The sequence below is a fragment of the Crossiella sp. SN42 genome (genome assembly GCF_023897065.1).
In the GTDB taxonomy this organism is placed as follows: Bacteria; Actinomycetota; Actinomycetes; order Mycobacteriales; family Pseudonocardiaceae; genus Crossiella.
This window is the reverse complement of record NZ_JAMHIV010000023.1, coordinates 35,594-57,618: the sequence shown is the minus strand read 5'-3', so window position 1 is coordinate 57,618 and position 22,025 is coordinate 35,594. Positions and strand designations below refer to the sequence as shown.

The window sequence follows — 22,025 nt, the reverse complement described above, 5'->3', positions numbered from 1 at the left end:
CCCGTCCCCGGCGGGCCGGGATCAGCCCCGGCCCGTCAGGGGTGCACGTCCGCGCCGAGCAGCACCGGCTGCCAGCCCCGCACGCTGCCGCCGTCGTTCGGCCACAGCGTGCGGACCTTGCCGTCGGCCAGGTTCAGCGACTGCACGGTGAGCATCCGCGGCTGGTGCGGGGACAGCCACCGGTTGTGCCGCATCAGGTAGACCGAGTCGTCCCGCCAGGACCAGGCCGCCGAGCCCATCACCCACGGGATGAACGGGAAGGTCATCGAGTTGGGCGGCAGCACGTACCTGGTGTGCGTGCCGGTGCGCAGGTCCAGCACCACCAAGGCCTCGAAGTCCGGCGTGCTGGGCGGCGGCACCGCGTAGGCGATCTTGTCGCCGCGCACCGACAGCGCGGAGCGGTGCTCGTTGTCGTGGAAGTTCTCGCCGAAGACCCGCTCACCGCGGTCCGCGCCGAAGTGCTCCGCGGCCAGCGGCTCGACCCGGCCCGCGCTGATCCGCCAGAAGCCCGTGGGCGTGCGCACCACGGCGATCCCGCTGGCGCTCAACAGGATCCGGTCCGCGGTCGCACCGTCCGGGGTGGTGATCGGACCGAACGTGCCGCCGTAGCGCGCCCACAGCGGGCCTTGCTCGCCCCTGGCGTAGAGCCGGTCCTGGCCGTAGCCGAGGCTGACGTTGACGTGCTTGTGCGTGGTCCGGTCGTAGTTGCCGCTGTACTGGAACTCCGCCCGGTCGGGGAACCGCTTGACCTCGGGCAGCCGGGCCAGCACCACTTCCTTGCCCGCCCGGCCTGCCGGATAGCGGCGGAGCACGGTCTCGGTGTCGCCGACCGTCTCGGTGGTGACCACGCCGTGGCCGTCCGGGGTGAGGTCGAACGGCGTCTCGGCGGCGGCGAAGCGCTGGGTCCAGGACCGCAGCTCGGCGGCCCCTGGCGCGCCGACGCCCAGGGTGAGCGTGCCGTCCGGGTTCGCGGCCACGGCCTGGAACAGCGCCTGGCGGCCGCCGAGCGAGGCGCCGATCAGGCGGGACTCGGTGCTGACCCCGTTGAACGAGCGCGGCTTGGGATAGGCGCTCTCCGCGACCGTGCTCGCGCCGTTGTCGTAGCGGTGCAGCTCGTGGCCGCCGAGCTGGTCGGAGGCCTGGAACGAGGCGATGGACTCCGGCGCGGGCGCGGCGTTCGCCGGTGTGGCGACCAGTAACAGTGACAGCGCCAGCACCGGCGTGCAGGCGCGCGTGAACGCGGACATGATCGTGGAACCCCCTGTGGCGGAAGAACTTCCCCTGGCCCTCGACGGTAGGCCCCCGTACGGCATTTCCGCGTCCACCGAACGGCACATCAGAAACCCTGCGACTGCCTTGTGCGGTCCAGGGCGCGCTGGCCCACTGGCAGCCATGGACGAGCTGACGCACCGGCGGCGCTGGGGCATCCTCGCCGTGCTGAGCAGCTGCCTGCTCATCCCGGTGCTGGACACCATGATCCTCCAGGTCGCGCTGCAGCGGATCCAGGCCGAGCTGGGCGCCACCCAGTCGGAGCTGCAGTGGGCGGTGGACGCCTACACGCTGGTCTTCGCCGCGCTGCTGCTCACCACCGGCGCGCTGGCCGACGCGGTGGGGCGCAAGCGGATCCTGCTGCTCGGGCTGCTCGCCTTCGGCATCGCCTCCGCGCTGTGCGCCTTCGCCGCCTCACCGGGTGAGCTGGTGTTGTTCCGGGCGGTCAAGGGAATCGGCGCGGCCGCGGTGCCCGCGACCAGCCTGGCCATCCTGACCACGGTGTTCCCGGCGGAAGAGCGGGCGCGGGCGATCGGGATCTTCTCCGGCGTCTCCGGGCTGGGCGTGGCGCTCGGGCCGGTGGTCGGCGGGGTGCTGCTGGAGCACTTCTGGTGGGGCTCGGTGTTCCTGGTGAACGTGCCGGTGGTGCTGGCCGGGCTGGTGCTGGTCGGCTGGCTGGTGCCGGAGTCGCGCTCGGCGCGGCGGCGGCCGCTGGACCCGCTCGGCGCGCTGCTGTCCATCGGCGGCATCGGCCTGCTGGTGTACGCGATCATCCACGGCGGCGAGGCAGGCGACTGGCTGGGCGCGGGGGTGCTGCTGCCGCTGGGCGGGGCGGTGGCGCTGCTGGCGCTGTTCGTGCTGGCCGAGCGGCGGACCAGCGAGCCGGCCGTGGACCTCGGCCTGTTCCGCAGCCCGGTGTTCACCGCGGGCTCCGGCGCGGTGGCGATCGGGTTCTTCGTGCAGTCCGGCGGGTTCTTCGCGCTGGTGTTCTACCTCCAGCTGCTGCGCGGCAACTCGCCGCTGGAGACCGGGCTGCTGTTCCTGCCGGTGGCCCTGGGCACGGTGCTCGGCTCCACCCGGAGTGCCGCGCTGAGCAGGCGGTTCGGCGCGAACGCGGTGGTCGGCGGCGGGTTGGCGGTCTCCGGGCTGTTCTTCGCGGGCAGCGCGTTGTGGGCGGCGAGCACGCCGGTGTGGTTGCTGGAGCTGCTGTTCGGGGTGTTCGGGCTGGCCTTCGGCTGCGTGCTCGGACCGGCCACCGCGGCCGCGATGAGCGTGGTGCCGCCGGAGCAGGTCGCGGCCGGGTCCGCGGTCAACAGCGCGGTGCGCCAGATCGGCGCGGCACTGGGCATCGCGGTGGTCGGCTCGGTGCTCTCGGTCGGCTACCGGAGCTCCCTCGGCGGCGCGGCCGGGCTGCTGCCCGAACCGCTGCGGGCGCAGGCCGCCGACTCGCTCGGCGCGACCCTCGCGGTGCGCGAACAGGCCGGTGCGCGGGCGGGTGAGCTGGGCGAGGCGGCCTTCGCCGCGTTCCTGGACGGGATGGCCGCCGCGGTGTGGACGGCGGCCGCCGCGGCGCTGCTCGGGGCGGTGCTGGCGGCGGTGTTGCTGCCCGGCCGGGTGCCCGTGCGGGCGGGAACGGGCGGCTGCGGCTGAGGCGTGCTGCGGTTTCGAGTTGTCGAGGCGGGCACAACCGGGCAGATTCAGCACCGGTGCCTTGCTGGCGACCTGGTTCCGCGCCGGGTTAGAACAAGGGCACGGAGGTGGCCGATCGTGGATGCCGAGCAGCGTCGCCGGTGGCTGGTGGCCGCCGCCCGCGCGGAGGGCCGGGTGGCGGTCACCGCGGCCGCGGCCGTGCTGGACACCGCGCCGGAGACCATCCGCCGCGACCTGGCGCTGCTGGAGAAGCACGGGCTGCTGCACCGGGTGCACGGCGGCGCGCGGCCGGTGGAGCGGGCCGGGTACGAGATCGAGCTGGCCACCAGGGAACACCGCCGCCTGGCCGAGAAGCAGCGGATCGCGCGGGCCGCGCTGGACCAGCTCGGCGACGCCGAGTCGGTCTACCTGGACGAGGGCTCCACCGGCCGCGCGCTGGCCGACGCCTTCCCGGCCGACCGCCGGTGCACCGTGGTCACCTCGGCGCTGCCCACTGCGACCGCGCTGGCCACCGGCACCGCGGCCACCGTGCTGGTGCTGGGCGGCAGGCTGCGCGGCAACACCCTGGCCACCGTGGACCACTGGGCCACCCGGATGCTCGCCGACCTGGTGCTGGACGTGGTCTTCCTGGGCGCCAACGGGATCAGCAGGGAACACGGCCTCACCACACCCGACCCGGCGGTGGCCGCGATCAAGTCCACGGCGCTGGCCAGGGCCGGGCGCAAGATCCTGATCGCCGACCACACCAAGTTCGGCGTGAACAGCTTCTGCCGCTTCGCCGACGTCGCCGACTTCGACGTGATCGTCACCGACACCGGCCTGCCCGCGGCGCAGGCCCGCCGGTACTCCCTGCTCGGCCCCGAGGTGGTGCGCGCATGATCGTCACGGTCACTCCGAACCCCAGCCTGGACCGGACCCTGGTGCTGGCCGGACGGCTGCGACCGGGCCAGGTGCACCGGGCCACCGCGAGCCGCACCGAGGCCAGCGGCAAGGGCGTCAACGTGACCAGGGTGTTGCGCGCCAACGGGATCGACTCCACCGCGGTGCTGCCGCTGGGCGGCGCCGCCGGGGCCGAGCTGCGTGCCTTGCTTGTCGCACAACAGGTTCCGTTCGCCGCGGTGCCCATCGCCGGGCGGATCAGGGGCAACGTCACCGTGCTGGACGGCCGCTCGGGCACCACCAAGCTGAACGAGCCCGGTCCCGAGCTGAGCGCCGCGGAGGTCGACGAACTCGTTGCCACCACGGCGAAAGCGGTGCGCACGAGCCAGGCGCGCTGGCTGGCCATCTGCGGTTCGCTGCCGCCGGGCGCGCCGCCGGGGCTGGTCACCCGGCTGGTCGCGGCCGGGCACGCGGGCGGGGCCGCGGTCGCGGTGGACAGCTCGGGCGCCGGGCTGGCCGAGGCGGTGCGCGCGGGCGCGGACCTGGTCGCGCCCAACGGCGAGGAGCTGGCCGAACTGGCCGGGCAGCCGGTCACCGGCCCGGACAGCGCGGCCGAAGCCGCCGCGAACCTGTTCTCCGGCACCGCGCTGGTCAGCCTCGGCGAGCTGGGCGCGGTGCTCATCCGGCCCAACGGCACCGCCATGCACGCGGTCCCGCCGCCGGTCACCGTGGTCAACACCGCCGGGGCCGGGGACGCGCTGCTGGCCGGCTGGCTGGCCGCCGAGGGCCCGGCCGCGGCCCGGCTGGCCCGCGCGGTCGCCTGGGGCACCGGCGCCTGCCTGGCCGAGGGCACCGCGGAGCTGCCCGGCCACCCGGTGTCCCCGGAACTGGTCACCACCACCGAACTCGAGGAGCGCGCATGAACGTCCTGGTCGCGGGCGACCGCTTCATCCCGGGCGGCACCTTCGCCGAGGAGATCGAGGCCCGGCTGCCCGGCACCCCGGTCACCGTGGCCGACTGGTCGGGGGAGAAGGCCACCCAGCACGAGGCGCAGCAGCGGATGGAGGTGCACGGCGCCGGCGCGGTGCCCGCCCCGCCGGAGCTGCTCGCCGCGGTGCCGGGGGCCGAGGTGCTGTGCGTGCACTTCGCCCCGGTCGGCCCCGACCTGCTGGCCGCCGCGGACGGCCTGCGGCTGGTCGCGGTGGCCCGCACCGGACTGGAGAACGTGGACCTGGACACCGCGAGCGCGCGGGGCATCGGCGTGGTGCCGGTGTTCGGGCGCAACGCCTCCGCGGTGGCCGAGCTGCAGATCGGGCTGATCCTGGCCGAGTCCAGGAACATCGCCCGCGCGGACGCCTCGGTGAAGAACGGCGGCTGGCGCAAGGAGTTCCCCGGCCGCCGGGTCGAGCTGGGCGGCAGCACCGTGGGCATGATCGGCTTCGGCCAGGTGGGCCGCCACTTCGCCCGCAAGCTCAGCGGTTTCGGCTGCACGCTGCTCGCCTACGACCCCTACGCCCCGGACGAGGCGCTGGCCGAGTCCGGCGTCCGCCGAGCGTCCACAATGGACGATCTGCTGCCCGGCGCGGACTTCGTGGTGGTGCAGGCCAGGCACAGCGCGGAGACCGACCGGTTCATCGGCGTCCGCGAGCTGGCCCTGCTCAAGCCGGGCGCGTACTTCGTCAACGTGGCCCGCAGCCGGGTGGTGGACACCGGGGCGCTCTACACCGCGCTGGCCGAGGGCCGGATCGCGGGCGCGGGCCTGGACGTCTTCGACGAGGAGCCGCTGCCCGAGGACTCGCCGTGGCGGCGGCTGGACAACGTCACCCTGACCACCCACTTCGGCGGCGACACCGAGCAGACCAACCGCACCTCCGCGGCCCTGGTCGCCGAGGCGGTGGCCGAGTTCACCGAGACCGGCCGGGTGCGCACCGCGGCCAACGCGGACCTGCTGGGCTGGTCGTGACCGACCTGCTGCTCGGCATCGACGCCGGGCAGACCGTCACCAAGGCGGTGCTGGTGCACGCGGAGACCGGCCGGGAGATCGCGGTCGGGCAGGCCAGGGTGCCGGTGTCCACCCCGCACCCGCGCTGGGTGGAACGCGACCAGGACCAGGTGTGGGACGGCTGCGTGCGGGCCATCAGGGCCGCGCTGGCCGGCATCGACAGTGGCCGGGTCGCCGCGATCGGCCTGTGCGGCCACAACGACGGCTGCTACCCGGTGGATGCGGACCTGCGCCCGGTCCGGCCCGCCATCCTGGCCATGGACTCCCGCGCGCACGAGCAGGTCCGGCACTACCGGGACACCGGGGCCGCCGAGGCCGCGCTGCCGCTGACCGGCCAGTCCCCGTTCGCGGCCAGCCCGGCCGCGGTGCAGGCCTGGCTGCTGGCCGAGGAACCGGAGTCGCTGGCCAGGGCCAGGTGGCTGCTGTTCTGCAAGGACTGGCTGCGGCTGGGCCTGACCGGCGAGGTGGCCACCGACCCGACCGAGGCCTCCGCCTCCTTCACCGACGTGCACAGCCAGCGCTACAGCCCGGCCGCCTTCGAGCTCTACGGCCTCACCGAGCTGGCGGACAAACAGCCGCCGATCCTGGGCAGCGCGGAGATCGCCGGCCGGGTCACCGCCGCGGCGGCGGAGCTGACCGGCCTGCGCGCGGGCACCCCGGTGGTCACCGGCGCGCACGACGTGGACGCGGCCGCGCTCGGCCTGGGCGCGGTCACCCCCGGCGCGGTGTCGATGGTGATGGGCACCTTCAGCATCAACCAGGTGGTCACCGACACCGTCCGGCTGGACCATCGCTGGCAGGCCCGCGCATTCCTGCGATCCGGCCAGTGGCTGGCCATGTCCACCAGCCCGGCCTCCTCCTCGAACCTGGAGTGGTTCGTCCGCACGCTCTGCCCGGAGGCCGCCCACGGCGAGGACCCGTTCGCCTTCGTGGCCGCCGAGGTCGCCGCCAGCACCCGCCCGGACCTGCCGCTCTACCTGCCGTTCCTGTTCGGCGCGCCGGTCGACCCCGGCCCGGCCGCCTCCGCCGGGTTCCTCGGTGTGCGCGGCTGGCACACCAGGGGTGACCTGCTGCGCGCGCTCTGGGAGGGGGTGGCGCTCAACCACCGCACGCACCTGTCCGCGCTGCGCGAGGCCTTCCCGTTCACCGGCGCGGGCCGGCTCTCCGGCGGCGGCGCGCGCAGCCCCGCCTGGAGCCAGTTGCTGGCCGACACGGTGGACCTGCCGCTGGAGGTCACCGCGGGCGCGGAGCCGGGCGCGCGCGGCGCGGCCCTGCTGGCCGGGATCGGCGCCGGGCGCTTCGCCGGGCTGACCGAGGCGGCGGCCACCGCCGAGGTGGTCCGCGCGCACGAACCCGACCCGGCCGGGGTGCGCCGGATGACCGAGCGGGCCGAGGAGTACCGGGCCGCGATCAGCGCGCTCGGCCGCTGGTGGGGCACCGGCTGACCGGGGCCGAAAAAATCTTGGGCGAGGATGTCGAGAACCCGGAACCCGCTCCGTCCCAGGGGTGAAAGCGGCCAGAATGGGCCGCACCCGCACGGAGGAGAACCACGATGGCCAAGTACCTGCTGCTCAAGCACTACCGCGGCGCCCCGGACGCGGTGAACAACGTGCCGATGGCGGAGTGGACGCCCGAGGAGGTCTCGGCGCACATCCAGTACATGCGGGACTTCGCCGACCGGCTGGAGCAGACCGGCGAGTACGTCGACGGCCAGGCCCTCGCGCCGGAGGGCATGTTCGTCCGCTACGACGGCGAGGGCAGGCCGCCGATCACCGACGGTCCCTTCGCCGAGACCAAGGACCTCATCGCCGGCTGGATGGTGATCGACGTGGAGAGCCAGGAGCGGGCGATCGAGCTGGCCGGTGAGCTCTCCGCCGCCCCGGGCGCCGGTGGCAAGCCGATCCACGAGTGGCTGGAGCTGCGCCCCTTCTACGGCGTCCCGGCCACCATCACCGAATGACCACTGGTCTGGACGAGGCCCTGCTCCGGAGCCTCACGCCGAACGTGCTCGGGGTCCTCGTCCGCCGCGGAGCTGACTTCGCGGCGGCCGAGGACGCTGTGCAGGAGGCGCTGATCGAGGCGATCCGGGTCTGGCCGGCCGACCCGCCGAGGGATGCGAAGGGCTGGCTGGTCACCGCGGCCTGGCGCAAGTTCCTGGACGCGGCCCGCGCGGACACCGCCCGGCGCAGGCGCGAGGACCTGCAGGAAGAGGAACCGGCGCCAGGACCAGCGCCGGGCGTGGACGACACGCTCCAGCTGTACTTCCTGTGCGCCCACCCGTCGCTGACGCCGTCCTCGGCGGTCGCGCTCACCCTGCGCGCGGTCGGCGGGCTGACTACCAAGCAGATCGCCCAGGCCTACCTGGTGCCCGAGGCGACCATGGCGCAGCGGATCAGCCGGGCCAAGCGCACCGTGGCCGGCGTCCGGTTCGACCAGCCCGGCGACGTGGCCACCGTGCTGCGGGTGCTCTACCTGGTGTTCAACGAGGGCTACTCCGGCGACGTGGACCTGGCCGCCGAGGCCATCCGGCTGACCAGGCAGCTGGCCACCACGATCGACCATCCCGAGGTGGCCGGGCTGCTCGCGCTGATGCTGCTGCACCACGCCCGCCGCGCCGCCCGGACCACGCCGGAGGGCCGCCTGGTGCCGCTGGCCGAGCAGGACCGCGGCCGGTGGGACACGAAGCTGATCGCCGAGGGCGTCGGCATCCTGCAGGCGGCGCTGGCCCGCGACCGGCTGGGCGAGTTCCAGGCCCAGGCGGCCATCGCGGCGCTGCACGCGGACGCGCCGGCCGCCGAGGAGACCGACTGGGTGCAGATCGTGGAGTGGTACGACGAGCTGCTCGCCCTGACCGACAGCCCGGTGGTCCGGCTCAACCGCGTGGTCGCCCTCGGCGAGGCGGACGGACCGCGGGCCGGCCTGAAGGCGCTGGCCGAGCTGGACGAGTCGCTGCCCCGGCACACCGCGGTGGCGGCCTACCTGCACGAGCGCGACGGCGACCTGGCCACGGCGGCCCGGCTGTACGCCGAGGCGGCGGGGAAGGCGACCACCCTGGCCGAGGTGGAACACCTGACCCGCCAGGCCGCCCGGCTGCACGCCCGTTAACCCGTTTAACTCGAATTCGATTGGCAATATTCGGGAGAGAATGGCAACAACAACTCTCGCCATTCCGCTAAGGGGTGGATCTTCCGGAAAAAGGGCCGGAATTCGCGTCTGGTCCGGTTATGTTGCGCGCGTGGTGGAGGAGGAAAGCACGGCGCAGCGGCGCGAACTGGGGGAAGGCCTGCGGGTCCAGCGTGAGCGGGCCGGACTGAGCAGGGCGGAGCTGATCGAGCACTTCGACTGGTCGGCGAGCAAGTTCTCCCGGCTTGAGGCGGGCAAACGCGGTATCTCGGAAACCGATGTCACCCGCTTCCTCGGTTATTGCCGGGCGGACAACAAAGAGGTGGACCGGCTGCTCGCCATTCACCGGGAACCGGACACCGGCTACTGGGCCCGGCCGCATTCCGGCCGGTTCGCCGACACCCTGCGCACCCTGCTGCTGCACGAGTCCACCGCCTGCACGCTGGCCAGCTACGACCTGGCCGTGGTGCCGCCGCTGCTGCAGACCGAGGGCTACGCCAGGGCGCTGCTCGGCGAGGACGCCGGCCTGCGCGCCCGAATGGACCGGCAGGCCGTGCTGCCCAGCGTGGGCCTGGCCACCTTCTACATCCACGAGGCCGCGCTGCGCGCCAGGGTCGGCCCGCCGGTGGTGATGCGGCGGCAGCTGGAGTTCCTGGCCCGCAGGGTGGACTGGGCGCGCTGCCGGATCCGGGTGGTGCCGATGTCCGTCTCCGCGGCCAGGACCAGCGTGAACTCCTTCACCCGGCTGTCCTTCCGGGACCACGGGCCGCTGGTGCACGTGGAGCTGGAGACGGCCAGCCTGTTCCTGGAGCACCCGACCTCGCTTGATCGTTACGAGACCGTCCTCGACACCCTCCGGCGGCTCGCCAAGGGGCCCGCGGAGTCCCGCGACCTGCTGCTCCGGCTGGCCAGGGAGCCGGAACCGGCTACCGGTGGCGACGTCAGCACTAACGGTGATCTGGCAGGCTGTGGCCCATGACAGGCACGTTGGTGTTGCTCCGTCACGGCCAGAGCGTCTGGAACGCCGAGAACCTGTTCACCGGCTGGGTGGACGTCCCACTGTCGGAGCAGGGTGAGGCCGAGGCACGCCGGGGCGGTGAGCTGCTCAGGGACGCCGGGCTGCTGCCGGACATCCTGCACACGTCGCTGCTGCGCCGCGCGATCTCCACCGCGAACCTCGCGCTGGACGCCTGCGACCGGCACTGGATTCCGGTGAAGCGGGACTGGCGGCTCAACGAGCGCCACTACGGCGCGCTCCAGGGCAAGGACAAGAAGCAGACCCTGGAGACCTACGGCGAGGAGCAGTTCATGCTCTGGCGCCGCTCCTACGACACCCCGCCGCCCGAGATCGAGCTGGGCAGCACCTACAGCCAGGACGGCGACCCGCGCTACGACGGGCTCGGCGCCGCGCTGCCGCGCACCGAGTGCCTCAAGGACGTGGTGGCCCGGATGCTCCCGTACTGGGAGAACGAGGTCGTGCCGGACCTGCGGGCAGGCCAGACGGTGCTGCTGGCCGCGCACGGCAACTCGCTGCGCGCGCTGGTCAAGCACCTGGACGGGATCAGCGACGAGGCCATCGCCGGGCTGAACATCCCCACCGGCATCCCGCTGCGCTACGACCTGGACGAGCAGCTGCGTCCGCTCAAGGCTGGCGGGGAGTACCTCGACCCGAACGCGGCCGCCGACGCGATCAAGGCCGTGGCCAACCAGGGCCGCTGAAAAACCACTCCGACTACTCGTTGAACGCGCTCGGACAGTGTCCGGGCGCGTTTGACGTTTCCACCGAAGGAGTGGCGTCAAATGAACATCGGGTGACACAGCGCCTAACGTGCGGTGTACCTCACACCATTCTGGTGTCACCACGGTCACGTATAGCCTTCTGGGAGTAGGCCGGGAGCCCGTTCGGCTGCTTACCATGCGCCCGTGACCGCATCGGGCCTGCTCGCCCTGTCGATCTGCGCGGCCCTAGTCGCCGCGGTCCTCGGCTTTTTCCTCGGCCGGTCGATCACCGCCCGAGCCCACCGCAAACCGCCCGGCCTGACCGTGGCCGACCTGATGCAGCGGGTGGTGCACTCCTCGCACAACGCGGTGGCCGTGCTCAACCGGTTCGGCGACGTGGTGCTGCACAACCCGCGCGCCGAGGAGCTGGGCGTGGTGGTGGACGCCAGGGCCGATCCCAGGGCCCGCAAGGCCGCCGAGGTGGTGCTGGAGACCGGCGAGGTGCTGGAGGTCGACCTCTCCCCGCTGGAGCGGGCCACCCTGTCCAGCCGTCAGCCTGCCGCGGTGCTCGGCGAGGCCAGGCTGCTCGGCGACGGATTCGTGGTGGTGGACGCCTCCGACGAGTCCGACGCGGTCCGGCTGGAGGCGATCCGCCGGGACTTCGTGGCCAACGTCAGCCACGAGCTCAAGACCCCGGTCGGCGCGCTCGCGCTGCTGGCCGAGGCGGTGCTGGACGCGGTGGACGACGAGGACGAGGTCCGCCGGTTCGCCAGCAAGATCCTGCACGAGGCCAACCGGCTGGGCACCCTGGTCACCGAGCTGATCGCGCTGTCCCGGCTGCAGGGCGCGGAACGGCTGCCCGAGCTGACCCCGGTCGAGCTGGACGCGGTGGTCACCGAGGCGCTGGGCCGGTGCAAGCTGGCCGCGGAGTCCCTGGGCATTGAGATCGCCGCGGACGAGCCCAGCGGCCTGATCGTGGACGGCGACCGGACCCTGCTGGTCACCGCGCTGGCCAACCTGATCGACAACGCGGTCGCCTACTCCCCGCCGGACAGCCCGGTGTCGGTGAGCAGGCGGCTGGTGGACAACTTCGTCGAGATCTCGGTCACCGACCGGGGCATCGGCATCCCCGCCGAGCTGCAGGGCCGGGTGTTCGAGCGGTTCTTCCGCATCGACCCCGCGCGCTCCCGCGCCACCGGCGGCACCGGACTCGGGCTGGCCATCGTCAAACACGTGGCCGCCAACCACGCCGGTGAGGTGCGGCTGTGGAGCCGCCCCGGCACCGGTTCCACGTTCACCATGCGCATCCCGGCACACCGGGCCGACCATGGTGGCGGAACCCCCAATTCGTCCACAGTGGACGTACGGGACGCGGACGACCCGCGTGCCGTCAGCGCTGGCAGCGTCGAGCATGGAGGAGTGCAGTGACCAGGGTGCTCATCGTCGAGGATGAGGAGTCCTTCGCCGACCCGCTGGCGTTCCTGCTCCGCAAGGAGGGTTTCGCCACCGCGGTGGCGGCCACCGGGCAGGAGGCGCTTGAGGAGTTCGACCGCAACGGCGCGGACATCGTGCTGCTGGACCTCATGCTGCCCGGTATGAGCGGCACCGACGTCTGCAAGGCGCTCCGGCAGCGCTCCGCGGTGCCGGTGATCATGGTGACCGCGCGGGACAGCGAGATCGACAAGGTGGTCGGGCTGGAGCTCGGCGCGGACGACTACGTGACCAAGCCCTACTCCGCCCGCGAGCTGATCGCCCGGATCAGGGCGGTGCTGCGCCGCGGTGGCGAGTCCGAGGAGCTGCTGCCCCAGGTGCTGGAGGCGGGTCCGGTGCGGATGGACGTGGAGCGGCACGTGGTGACCGTCAGCGGCGGCGAGGTCAGCCTGCCGCTGAAGGAGTTCGACCTGCTGGAGTACCTGCTCCGCAACGTCGGCCGGGTGCTCACCCGCGGCCAGCTGATCGACCGGGTGTGGGGCGCGGACTACGTCGGCGACACCAAGACGCTGGACGTGCACGTCAAGCGGCTGCGCTCCAAGATCGAACCCGACCCGGGCGCTCCCCGGCATCTGGTCACGGTCCGTGGCCTGGGCTATAAGTTCGAGAGCTGAGCCGACTGGCCTAACGGCGCTGGAAAAAAGCACGCCAAGTGATCTTGACAGGCGTGCTTTTTCCCGCGATCGGCGCAGATCCGACCGGTGCCGGTGAACCCGCGGACGCCGCCAGGTACTTTGCTCTGGTGCGGCTCGGCGTGCTCGACGTGGGTTCGAACACCGTCCATCTCCTCGTGGTGGACGCGCATCGGGGTGCCCAGCCGACCCCGATGAGTTCGATCAAGACCATGCTCCGCCTCGCCGAGCAGCTGGACCGCAACGGCAGGCTGACCAAGGCGGGCTCGGACAACCTGGTGCGCACGGTGGCCGCGGCCAAGCACGAGGCGGCCAAGCTGGGCTGCGACGACCTGATGGCCTTCGCCACCTCGGCGGTGCGCGAGGCGGGCAACTCCGCCGCGGTGCTCAACCGGGTGCGCAAGGAGACCGGCGTCGACCTCAAGGTGCTCTCCGGCGCCGACGAGGCCCGCTACACCTTCCTCGCGGTGCGCCGCTGGTTCGGCTGGTCCGCGGGCAGGCTGCTGGTGGTGGACATCGGCGGCGGCTCGCTGGAGCTGGCCAGCGGCATGGACGAGGACCCCGAGCTGGCCTTCTCGGTGCCGCTGGGCGCGGGCAGGCTCACCAGGACCAGGTTCCGGCACGACCCGCCGCATCAGCGCGAGATCAGGGCCACCCGGGAGTGGCTGACAGAGGAGCTGGCCGAGGTGACCAGGGTGCTGCGCAAGAGCGGCGTCCCGGACCGCGCGGTGGCCAGCTCCAAGACCTTCCGCACGCTGGCCAGGCTCACCGGCGCGGCGCCCTCCTCGGCCGGGCCGAGGGTCAGCCGGGTGCTCACCGACAGCGGGCTGCGCCAGCTGATCGCCTTCATCTCCCGGATGTCCGCCGCCGACCTGGCCGACCTGGAGGGGGTCAGCGCGAGCCGGGCGCACCAGCTAGTGGCCGGCGCGCTGGTGGCCGAGGCCACCATGCGAGCGTTGTCACTCCCGCAGCTGGAGATTTGCCCGTGGGCCCTCCGTGAGGGTGTCATTCTCCGGCGGCTGGACCAGACGGACGGCGACGACCACACTGTCTCCGACCCTGGCGGAGCCGAGACGATCAACGGCTCCGGGCCTGACGCTGGGCAGGAGCAAGGTCACAACACTGGACGGATGGGCCAGCACGGGGCACGGTGGAACCAATGAATCGGGACAGCGAGTCGGAGCGCGACAGCCAGCGCACCGTTGCGGATCTCCTCGCGCAGTACGGCGAGGGGTCCGGCAACGCCGCGCCCAGGCGCCGGCGTCGTCGTGCCGAGGACGCCAACGAGACCGCCCCGCAGCAGATCATCGACCGGATCAACTCCGACTCCGGTCAGATGCGCGCGCTGCGTGATGAGCAGCCGCCGGTCGAGCCGCCGCAGGCGCCGCCGCGCGCGGCGAATGTGGACGCACCCTCCCGGCGTGACCTACCCAGTTACGACGCGCCCAGCTACGACACCCCCAGCGGCCGCTTCGCCAGGCCTGCCACGCCGACCCGCCCGGTGCCCCCGCCCGCGCCGCCGCCGGTGTCCGCCCCGGACGCGGCCGAGCTGACCACCGAGGTCCCGGCGATCACCGACGAGTACCCGACGCTGGCCGAGCCGCCCGCCGCCGCACCGTCGCCGGGCACCGCCACCAGTGGCCGCCTGCCGCGCCCGGACGTGCCGCCGGTGCCGCCGAAACCGGCGCCCAGGGCCAAGCCGAGGGTGCAGCCGGACCCGGTCACCGAGGTGCTGCCGGTCATCGACGACCCGCAGCCCGCCGAGGACGAGAAGGCCCAGCGCGAGCAGGGCGAGGACTGGTTCACCGACACCGGCTACCAAGAGGTCTACACCGACGAGGGCGAGCACACCGCGCAGTACCAGGCGGTGCGGGCGCCCGAGACGGAGCCCGAGGCCGAGTCCGAGGACGAGGAAGTGCGCCCCGCGCGCGGCCCGGCAGGGCTGGACGAGGACGCCGAGGTGCCGGAGGACTACGACGAGGACGAGGAACCGCGGTCCCCGGCCAAGGAATGGCTGATGATGGTCGTCCAGCTGGGCGGCGGCGTGCTCGGTGGCGCCGGCCTGTGGCTGGGCTTCCAGTGGCTGTGGCGGGCGATCCCGTCGATCACCCTGTTCCTCGCGCTGGCCGTGATCGGCGGCATGGTGTGGCTGGTCCGCAAGATCCGCAAGGCGGACGACCTGCAGACCATCCTGCTGGCCGTGCTGGTCGGCCTGGTCGTCACGGTGTCCCCGGCCGCGCTGCTGCTAGTCGGCAAGTGACGCCCGCCCGCGCGCATCCGGCAGGCGACTGGCGCCGGGACATCCCGATCGGGCTGTCCACCGCCGCGGTCTGGCCGCAGCCCGCCGCCACCGCCTTCCAGATGGCCGCCGAGCTGGGCTACGACGGCGTCGAGGTGATGGTCTGGGCCGACCCGGTCAGCCAGGACCTCAACGCGCTGGAGAAGCTCTCCGCCGCGCACAACATGCCGATCCTGGCCATCCACTCGCCCTGCCTGCTGATCACCCAGCGGGTCTGGTCGCCCGACCCCGAGGTCCGGCTGCGCCGCTCGGTGGCCGCGGCGGGCGCGCTGGGCGCGGAGACCGTGGTGGTGCACCCGCCGTTCCGCTGGCAGCGCCGCTACGCCGAGACCTTCTCCGCGCTGGTCGCCGAGCTGGAAGAGGTCAGCGGCATCGCGGTGGCGGTGGAGAACATGTTCCCGCTGCGTCCGCTCGGCCGGAAGCGCCAGGTCCGGCTCTCCGGCTTCCGCCCCTCCCCGGACCCCACCGACGTGGGCTACCGCAACTACACCCTGGACACCTCGCACACCTCGGCCGCGCACGTGGACGCGCTGGAACTGGCCAAGCGGATGGGCCCCGGCCTGCGGCACGTGCACCTGGCCGACGGCACCGGAGCCCCGGTGGACGAACACCTGGTGCCCGGCCGCGGCGACCAGCCCTGCGCCCGGCTGTGCGAGGAGCTGGTGGCCAACCAGTTCACCGGATCGGTGGTGCTGGAAGTCAGCACCCGCAAGGCCCGCACCCGTGAGGACAGGGTCGCTGACCTGGCCGAAGCCCTGTTGTTCGCCCGCCTGCACCTGGGCCGGTAAATCGGTGTATGTCACGGAACGTGTCTTCGGTCATATCTCTCCCGTGAAGAGGCTGTTCAGGCCCTGACCCGTCCGGGTGGTTCACGTACAGTTCCGCCCTGTGAACCCGTTGCGCGCCTTGATCCTCGCCGCTGCCAGAAACGACGGCATCCGGCGACTGGTCGGCACCGCTCCCGTGTCCAGGGACGTGGTGCGCCGTTTCGTGGCCGGTGAGACCACCGAGGACGCCGTCGCCGCGACCACCAAGCTGGTCGCCGACGGGCTGACCGTGACCCTGGACTACCTCGGCGAGGACACCACCGACCGGGAGCTGGCCGAGGTCACCGTGCAGTCCTACCTCCAGCTGCTCGACCAGCTGCACTCCGCGGGCCTGGCGCCCTCGGCCGAGGTCAGCGTGAAGCTGTCCGCGGTCGGCCAGGCCCTGGACGAGCGGCTCGCGCTGGACAACGCCTCCCGGATCTGCGCGGCCGCCGAACAGTGCGGCACCACGGTCACCCTGGACATGGAGGACCACACCACCACCGACTCCACCCTGCGCGTGCTCGCCGAGCTGCGCCGGAGCTGGCCGTGGGTGGGCGCAGTGCTCCAGGCCTACCTGCGCCGCACCCTGGACGACTGCCGCGAGCTCTCCGGCCCCGGCTCCAGGGTCCGGCTGTGCAAGGGCGCGTACAAGGAGCCGGAGTCGGTGGCCTACCAGGCCCCGCACGAGGTGGACCTGAGCTACGTGCGCTGCGCCAACACGCTGCTGCAGGGCGAGGGCTACCCGATGTTCGCCACCCACGACCCCCGGCTGGTGGGCATCATCGACGAGCGCGCCCGCTGGCACGACCGCAAGCCGGGCAGCTACGAATACCAGATGCTCTACGGCATCCGTCCGGAGGAGCAGCTCCGGCTCGCTCAGGCGGGCGAGACCGTACGGGTCTACATCCCCTACGGCCAGGAGTGGTACGGATACCTGATGCGACGACTGGCCGAGCGACCGGCGAACACCGCTTTCTTCCTCCGGGCTCTGGCCAGCAAGCGGTGAGGGTCCGTACGGATCCACTCCGGATCACCCCGTTCGGACTCGCCACCGCGGTCCGCCCGATGGGTGACGGAAGCTTCACCGCCGAGCTGGCCGCGGACTGGACCATCGCAGGCAAACCACACGGCGGCTACCTGCTGGCCCTGCTCGCCAGGGCCGCGGTCACCACCGCCGAGGCAGGCGGCGCGACCGCGGCCGACCCGCTCAGCGTGGGCGCGGACTTCCTGCATCCGCCGGAGCTGGGCCCGGTGCTGCTGCGCACCAGCGTGGTCAAGGCGGGGCGGACCGTCACCGTGGTCAAGACGGAGCTGGAACAGCGTGGCCGGGTGTGCGTGCACGCCATGGTCACCACCGGCCGCCTGCCGGATGACCCCGCGGCCTGGACGGACCTGCCGGACCTGCCCGCCGAGCCGCCCGCACGGGCGATCGAGGTGGGCGCTACGCAGGCCGCCAAGGTTTTTCGGGTGGCGAAGGCTTGTCAGCTGATGCTCGATCCCGAGGGGGCGGGCTTCTTGACTGACAACCACACCAGTCCGTTGCGGCTGCGGTTGTGGGTGCGGCCGCGCGAGGGGCAGCCGGATCCGCTGTTCGCGTTGGTGGCCGGGGACATCTCGATGCCGGTGACGTTCAACCTGGGGCGGCTGTCGTGGTCGCCTACGGTGCAGTTGACGGCGTTGCTGCGGTCCCGGCCCGCGCCGGGGTGGCTGCGGTTGTCGGTGGAGTCGAAGGCTGTTTACGGGCAGTGGTTCGATGAGGACACGACGGTGATCGACTCGACTGGGCGGCTCGTGTGTCAGACGAGGCAGCTGGCCCTGACGCCGGTGGACTAGCTCGCGAGCCGTTTGCTGTCACATTGGCGCGCTCCGCGCGCGGGATTTTTTCGCTCCTGAGTCAGGCGTTCGCGACCCCGACACACGCGAAGCAAGCTTCGGATGTGTCGGGGTCGCGAACGCCTGACGCGAAAAAATCAAACCCACCGCTGGGTTCAGAGCCCGGCGTGTCGCTGGCGCGCCACGCCTCTTTCGCGGCAGGTCAGCGGCTGGTGTTGTGGTGCTCTGGTTAGGCTTCTTGTCATGACCACCACCGCTGTACTTGGCGCGGGCAAGATCGGTGAGGCGTTGCTGTCGGGGCTGTTGCAGTCCGGGCGGAGTCCTGAGGAACTGCTGTTCACCGAGCGGTATCCGGAGCGCAGTGCTGAGCTGACCAAGCGTTACGGGGTTCGCGGCGTTGACGTGCCGACCGCGGCTGGGCTGGCCGATGTGCTCGTTGTCGCGGTGAAGCCGCAGGACATCGAGCCGTTGCTGGACGAGCTGGGTGCGGTGTTGCGGCCGGGGACGCTCATCGTGTCGCTGTGCGCGGGCCTGCCGACCGCCCTGTTCGAGCGCAGGCTGCCCGAGGGCACCCCGGTGGTCCGGGTCATGCCGAACACCCCGATGGTCGTTGGCGAGGCGATGAGCGCCATCTCCGGGGGCCGGCACGCCAAGCCCGAGCACCTGGCGCTGGCCGAGGCCATGCTGGCCGCGGTGGGCAAGGTGGTGCGGGTGCCGGAGGCGCAGCAGGACGCGGTGACCGCGCTGTCCGGGTCCGGGCCCGCGTACTTCTTCTTCCTGGTCGAGGCGATGATCGACGCCGGGATCCTGCTCGGGCTGCCCAGGGCGGTGGCGGCGGACCTGATCATCCAGTCCGCGGTGGGGTCGGCGGCCATGCTGCGGGACTCGGGGGAGCACCCGGTGGCACTGCGGGAGGCGGTCACCTCGCCCGCGGGCACGACCATCTCGGCGATCGTGGAGCTGGAGAAGCACGGGGTGCGGGCGGCGCTGATCGCGGCGATCGAGGCTGCTCGGGACCGGTCCGTGCAGCTGGGCGCGGCGCACGAGTCGTAAGCCTGTTATCACGGAATGGTATCGGAAGTCGAGTCCTCGCAGCGTGCGGGCAGGGGGGCTACCCTCGTAGTCAGCACGTGCGTGTCGATTCCGTCGGTGGGGAAGCCGGCGGCGCGACACGTGCCGAAGGACACGGTGACTCATGCCGGCGAAGAAGGAGACGGATCACGCTGGACTCGGTCAGGTTCGGTTTCTCACGGTTGCCGAAGTGGCCGGGCTCATCCGTGTCTCCAAGATGACGGTCTACCGGCTCGTGCACTCGGGCGAACTGCCCGCGGTCCGGGTCGGAAGGTCCTTCCGGGTGCCCGAGAACGAGGTGCACGCCTACCTGGAGAACGCGTACTACAACGCGGGCTGAGGGGCGATTTCACCCCCCGGGTACCCTGGTAGACCGTTCGTGTCATTCGGCCGCCTGGCCGGCGGCCGCAGCGCGCGCTGACGACACGCGAAAGCTCAGCTGACCAACATCGATAGTGAAGAGGAACCCGTATGGGCTCGGTCATCAAGAAGCGCCGCAAGCGCATGTCGAAGAAGAAGCACCGCAAGTTGCTCCGCAAGACGCGTCACGCGCGTCGCAAGCAGGGCAAGTGACCTTCGGGTCTGAGGTCGCTTCGCTCGTTGCGCCGATGATGGCCTGAGACCGAACGAACCGCCGCCGCGTTCGAGGTGTGAGCCTCGATACCGGCGGCGGTTCGCGTTACCGGGCTGACCAGGGAACTTCATCCGGCACTCCCCGCAAGGCGGCATGCCGGGGCGGGGCGCGCGAGTAGCATCCCCTTCCGTCACCGCCCGTGCCCAGGGAGTCGCATGGCGCCCAACGTCGTCCTCGTCACCGGGGTGAGCCGCTTCCTCGGCGGCCACCTCGCCGCCCGGCTCGCCGCCGACCCGTCCATCGAACGCGTCCTCGGCGTGGACACCGTGCCGCCGCCGAGGGACCTGCTGCGCCGGATGGGCCGGGCCGAGTTCGTGCGCGCCGACATCCGCAACCCGCTCATCTCCAAGGTCATCGCCACCGCCAAGGTGGACACCGTGGTGCACGCCTCGGTGAGCGCGAACCCCGGCTCCACCGGGCGCACCGCGATGAAGGAGATGAACGTCATCGGCACCATGCAGCTGCTGGCCGCGTGCCAGAAGGCGGTGTCGATGCGCAAGCTGGTGGTCAAGTCCACCAGCGCGGTCTACGGCGCCAGCTCGCGGGACCCCGCGGTGTTCAGCGAGGACATGGGCCCCAAGGACCTGCCCTCCAGCGGCTACGCCAAGGACGCGGTGGAGATCGAGGGCTACGTGCGCGGCTTCGGCAGGCGCCGCCCCGACGTGGACGTCACCACGCTGCGCTTCACCAACTTCATCGGCCCGCGCATCGACACCGTGCTCACCCGCTACTTCGCCCTGCCGGTGATCCCGACCGTGCTCGGCTACGACGCCAGGGTGCAGCTGCTGCACTCCGAGGACGCGCTGGCGGTGCTGGAACGGGCCACCATGCACGAGCTGCCCGGGGTGTTCAACGTGGGCGCGGACGGCGTGCTGATGCTCTCCCAGGCCATCCGCAGGGCAGGCCGGGTGCCGCTGCCGGTGCCCAGCGCGCTGGTGCCCTCCTTCGGCCAGCTGGTGCGCGGGGCCAGGCTGGTGGACTTCTCCCCCGAGCAGATGCGCTTCCTGAACTTCGGCCGGGTCGTGGACACCACCCGGCTGGTCGAGGAGTTCGGTTTCCAGCCGCGCTGGACCACCCAGCAGGCCTTCGACGACTACGTGCGCGGCCGCGGCCTGCGACCGGTGCTCGACCCGGAGTTGATCACCGGCGTGGAACGGACGCTGAAGTCGGTGTTCTCCCGCAACGGACGAGGATGAGGTGAGCGAAGCGGTGGCAGAGGCACGGGTGATCCCGATCAGGGGTGGCGGACGCGAGCGGGCCGCCGAGCCACGGGGCGGCCAGGGGCAGCGGGGGCCGGTCCCGGTCACGCCGGAGCCGCCGGACCCCTCGGTCTGGGAGCAGAAGATCACCGAGGCGATGGCCTTCGTGCGGCGCAGGCTCACCGGCGAGTACGAGGTGGACGAGTTCGGCTTCGACCCCGACCTCACCGACAACCTGCTGATGACCCCGCTGCGCCCGCTGTACGAGAAGTACTTCCGGGTCGAGGCCACCGGCCTGTCCAACGTGCCTGCCGAGGGCGCCGCGCTGATCGTGGCCAACCACTCCGGGACCATGTTCCCGATGGACTCGCTGATGACCGGCGTGGCCGTGCGCGACCACCACCCCGGCAACCGGCACCTGCGCATGCTCGGCGCGGACCTGGTGTTCAACGTGCCGGTGCTGGGCGCGCTGGCCCGCAAGGCCGGGCACACCCTGGCCTGCAACCCGGACGCGGAGCGGCTGCTGCGCCGGGGCGAGCTGGTCGGCGTGTGGCCGGAGGGCTTCAAGGGCATCGGCAAGCCCTTCCGCGACCGGTACAAGCTGCAGCGCTTCGGCCGCGGCGGGTTCGTCTCGGCCGCGCTGCGCACCGGAGCGCCGATCGTGCCTTGCTCGATCGTGGGCGCGGAGGAGATCTACCCGATGCTCGGCGACCTGCGCCCGCTGGCGCGGCTGCTGGGCCTGCCGTACTTCCCGCTCACCCCGACCTTCCCCTGGCTGGGCCCGCTCGGCCTGGTCCCGCTGCCGAGCAAGTGGTACATCGAGTTCGGCGAGCCGATCCGCACTGACGGCTTCGACCAGCACGCCGCCGAGGACCCGATGCTGGTGTTCAACCTGACCGACCAGATCAGGGAAACCATCCAGCAGACCCTCTACCGCCTGTTGACCCAGCGGCGGAACGTCTTCCTCGGCTAATCTGCGCCGCGTGGGACATCCGATGCAGCCTCCGCCGCAGCAGCCGCCGCCGATCCTGGTCAGCACGATGAACGACGTCCCGGGCTACCGGGTCGTGCAGGTCTTCGGCGAGGTGTTCGGCCTGACCGTGCGCAGCCGCAACGCCTTCTCCGACATCGGCGCCAGCTTCAAGGGCATGTTCGGCGGTGAGCAGGTCGGCTACACCAAGCTGCTCAGCGACTCCCGCTGGGAGGCGATCAACCGGATGCGCGCCGAGGCCGCCCAGCGCGGCGCCAACGCGGTGATCGCGATGCGGTTCGAGAGCGGCGAGGTGGTGCCCGGCAGCACCGAGATCGCCGCCTACGGCACCGCGGTGTTCATCGTCCCGGAGCAGCAGCAGGGTGCCCCGCAGCACTGACCGATCACGAAGCGATAGCTACCGATTGACTTTCGATAGGTGGCT

23 protein-coding genes are annotated in these 22,025 nt (G+C 72.1%); 22 read left to right on the top strand and 1 reads right to left on the bottom strand.

All coding sequences use genetic code 11. The features are described 5' to 3' along the window. Positions 1 to 35: 35 nt before the first annotated feature. Positions 36 to 1,247: a hypothetical protein gene (locus M8C13_RS26530; RefSeq protein ID WP_252483417.1), complete on the bottom strand. Its 1,212-nt coding sequence runs from the start codon at positions 1,245 to 1,247 to the stop codon at positions 36 to 38. A gap of 145 nt (positions 1,248 to 1,392) precedes the next feature. Between M8C13_RS26530 and M8C13_RS26525 the strand changes: the two genes are divergently transcribed. The 22 genes from M8C13_RS26525 to M8C13_RS26420 all read left to right on the top strand — a co-directional run bounded on the left by M8C13_RS26525 (position 1,393) and on the right by M8C13_RS26420 (position 21,980). Beyond that, positions 1,393 to 2,919, top strand: coding sequence for a DHA2 family efflux MFS transporter permease subunit (locus tag M8C13_RS26525; protein ID WP_252483416.1), 1,527 nt, complete (start codon positions 1,393 to 1,395; stop codon positions 2,917 to 2,919). Between the two features lie 117 nt (positions 2,920 to 3,036). Next, positions 3,037 to 3,798, top strand: coding sequence for a DeoR/GlpR family DNA-binding transcription regulator (locus tag M8C13_RS26520; RefSeq protein WP_252483415.1), 762 nt, complete (start codon positions 3,037 to 3,039; stop codon positions 3,796 to 3,798). After that, positions 3,795 to 4,721, top strand: a complete 927-nt coding sequence (locus tag M8C13_RS26515; protein WP_252483414.1) for a 1-phosphofructokinase family hexose kinase — start codon at positions 3,795 to 3,797, stop codon at positions 4,719 to 4,721. Before M8C13_RS26520 ends, M8C13_RS26515 begins: the two co-directional genes overlap by 4 nt. Beyond that, positions 4,718 to 5,761 (top strand): NAD(P)-dependent oxidoreductase, encoded by a 1,044-nt coding sequence (locus M8C13_RS26510; RefSeq protein ID WP_252483413.1) that lies wholly within the window; start codon positions 4,718 to 4,720, stop codon positions 5,759 to 5,761. Before M8C13_RS26515 ends, M8C13_RS26510 begins: the two co-directional genes overlap by 4 nt. Then, positions 5,758 to 7,245 (top strand): FGGY-family carbohydrate kinase, encoded by a 1,488-nt coding sequence (locus M8C13_RS26505; protein ID WP_252483412.1) that lies wholly within the window; start codon positions 5,758 to 5,760, stop codon positions 7,243 to 7,245. Before M8C13_RS26510 ends, M8C13_RS26505 begins: the two co-directional genes overlap by 4 nt. 107 nt (positions 7,246 to 7,352) lie before the next feature. Further along, a complete protein-coding gene (locus tag M8C13_RS26500) occupies positions 7,353 to 7,760 on the top strand; it encodes a YciI family protein (RefSeq protein WP_252483411.1) in 408 nt (135 codons plus the stop codon). Then, entirely contained in the window at positions 7,757 to 8,905 is a 1,149-nt protein-coding gene (locus tag M8C13_RS26495; protein ID WP_252483410.1) for an RNA polymerase sigma factor, read from the top strand. Before M8C13_RS26500 ends, M8C13_RS26495 begins: the two co-directional genes overlap by 4 nt. Before the next feature lie 130 nt (positions 8,906 to 9,035). Then, the gene (locus M8C13_RS26490; RefSeq protein WP_252483409.1) at positions 9,036 to 9,902 is read left to right on the top strand and encodes a helix-turn-helix transcriptional regulator; all 867 of its coding nucleotides are present in this window, start codon (positions 9,036 to 9,038) and stop codon (positions 9,900 to 9,902) included. Further along, on the top strand, positions 9,899 to 10,642 hold the full coding sequence (locus M8C13_RS26485; protein ID WP_252483408.1) for a phosphoglyceromutase: 744 nt from the start codon (positions 9,899 to 9,901) through the stop codon (positions 10,640 to 10,642). The genes M8C13_RS26490 and M8C13_RS26485 overlap by 4 nt, the downstream gene beginning before the upstream one ends. A 204-nt stretch (positions 10,643 to 10,846) precedes the next feature. After that, positions 10,847 to 12,070, top strand: a complete 1,224-nt coding sequence (locus tag M8C13_RS26480; RefSeq protein WP_252483407.1) for a cell wall metabolism sensor histidine kinase WalK — start codon at positions 10,847 to 10,849, stop codon at positions 12,068 to 12,070. Then, positions 12,067 to 12,747, top strand: a complete 681-nt coding sequence (locus tag M8C13_RS26475; RefSeq protein ID WP_086784276.1) for a response regulator transcription factor — start codon at positions 12,067 to 12,069, stop codon at positions 12,745 to 12,747. Before M8C13_RS26480 ends, M8C13_RS26475 begins: the two co-directional genes overlap by 4 nt. A gap of 128 nt (positions 12,748 to 12,875) precedes the next feature. Beyond that, positions 12,876 to 13,928 carry a Ppx/GppA phosphatase family protein gene (locus M8C13_RS26470; protein WP_252483406.1) on the top strand — a complete coding sequence of 351 codons (1,053 nt, stop codon included), beginning with the start codon at positions 12,876 to 12,878 and terminating at the stop codon, positions 13,926 to 13,928. Beyond that, complete coding sequence (locus tag M8C13_RS26465) at positions 13,925 to 15,025, top strand: hypothetical protein (RefSeq protein ID WP_252483405.1); 1,101 nt, start codon at positions 13,925 to 13,927, stop codon at positions 15,023 to 15,025. The genes M8C13_RS26470 and M8C13_RS26465 overlap by 4 nt, the downstream gene beginning before the upstream one ends. After that, positions 15,022 to 15,852 carry a sugar phosphate isomerase/epimerase gene (locus M8C13_RS26460; RefSeq protein WP_252483404.1) on the top strand — a complete coding sequence of 277 codons (831 nt, stop codon included), beginning with the start codon at positions 15,022 to 15,024 and terminating at the stop codon, positions 15,850 to 15,852. The genes M8C13_RS26465 and M8C13_RS26460 overlap by 4 nt, the downstream gene beginning before the upstream one ends. Before the next feature lie 100 nt (positions 15,853 to 15,952). Next, positions 15,953 to 16,879: a proline dehydrogenase family protein gene (locus tag M8C13_RS26455; RefSeq protein WP_252483403.1), complete on the top strand. Its 927-nt coding sequence runs from the start codon at positions 15,953 to 15,955 to the stop codon at positions 16,877 to 16,879. Between the two features lie 59 nt (positions 16,880 to 16,938). After that, positions 16,939 to 17,706 (top strand): thioesterase family protein, encoded by a 768-nt coding sequence (locus M8C13_RS26450; RefSeq protein ID WP_252483402.1) that lies wholly within the window; start codon positions 16,939 to 16,941, stop codon positions 17,704 to 17,706. Between the two features lie 243 nt (positions 17,707 to 17,949). Beyond that, entirely contained in the window at positions 17,950 to 18,759 is an 810-nt protein-coding gene (gene proC / locus M8C13_RS26445; RefSeq protein ID WP_252483401.1) for a pyrroline-5-carboxylate reductase, read from the top strand. A 142-nt stretch (positions 18,760 to 18,901) separates the two neighbouring features. Continuing rightward, complete coding sequence (locus tag M8C13_RS26440) at positions 18,902 to 19,117, top strand: helix-turn-helix domain-containing protein (RefSeq protein WP_185000615.1); 216 nt, start codon at positions 18,902 to 18,904, stop codon at positions 19,115 to 19,117. 131 nt (positions 19,118 to 19,248) lie between these two features. After that, positions 19,249 to 19,350: a 30S ribosomal protein bS22 gene (locus M8C13_RS26435; RefSeq protein ID WP_076993459.1), complete on the top strand. Its 102-nt coding sequence runs from the start codon at positions 19,249 to 19,251 to the stop codon at positions 19,348 to 19,350. A gap of 216 nt (positions 19,351 to 19,566) precedes the next feature. Next, positions 19,567 to 20,607 (top strand): NAD-dependent epimerase/dehydratase family protein, encoded by a 1,041-nt coding sequence (locus tag M8C13_RS26430; protein ID WP_252483400.1) that lies wholly within the window; start codon positions 19,567 to 19,569, stop codon positions 20,605 to 20,607. A gap of 13 nt (positions 20,608 to 20,620) precedes the next feature. Then, positions 20,621 to 21,583: a lysophospholipid acyltransferase family protein gene (locus M8C13_RS26425; protein WP_252483399.1), complete on the top strand. Its 963-nt coding sequence runs from the start codon at positions 20,621 to 20,623 to the stop codon at positions 21,581 to 21,583. A gap of 10 nt (positions 21,584 to 21,593) precedes the next feature. Further along, on the top strand, positions 21,594 to 21,980 hold the full coding sequence (locus tag M8C13_RS26420; RefSeq protein ID WP_252483398.1) for a YbjQ family protein: 387 nt from the start codon (positions 21,594 to 21,596) through the stop codon (positions 21,978 to 21,980). Positions 21,981 to 22,025: the final 45 nt, after the last annotated feature.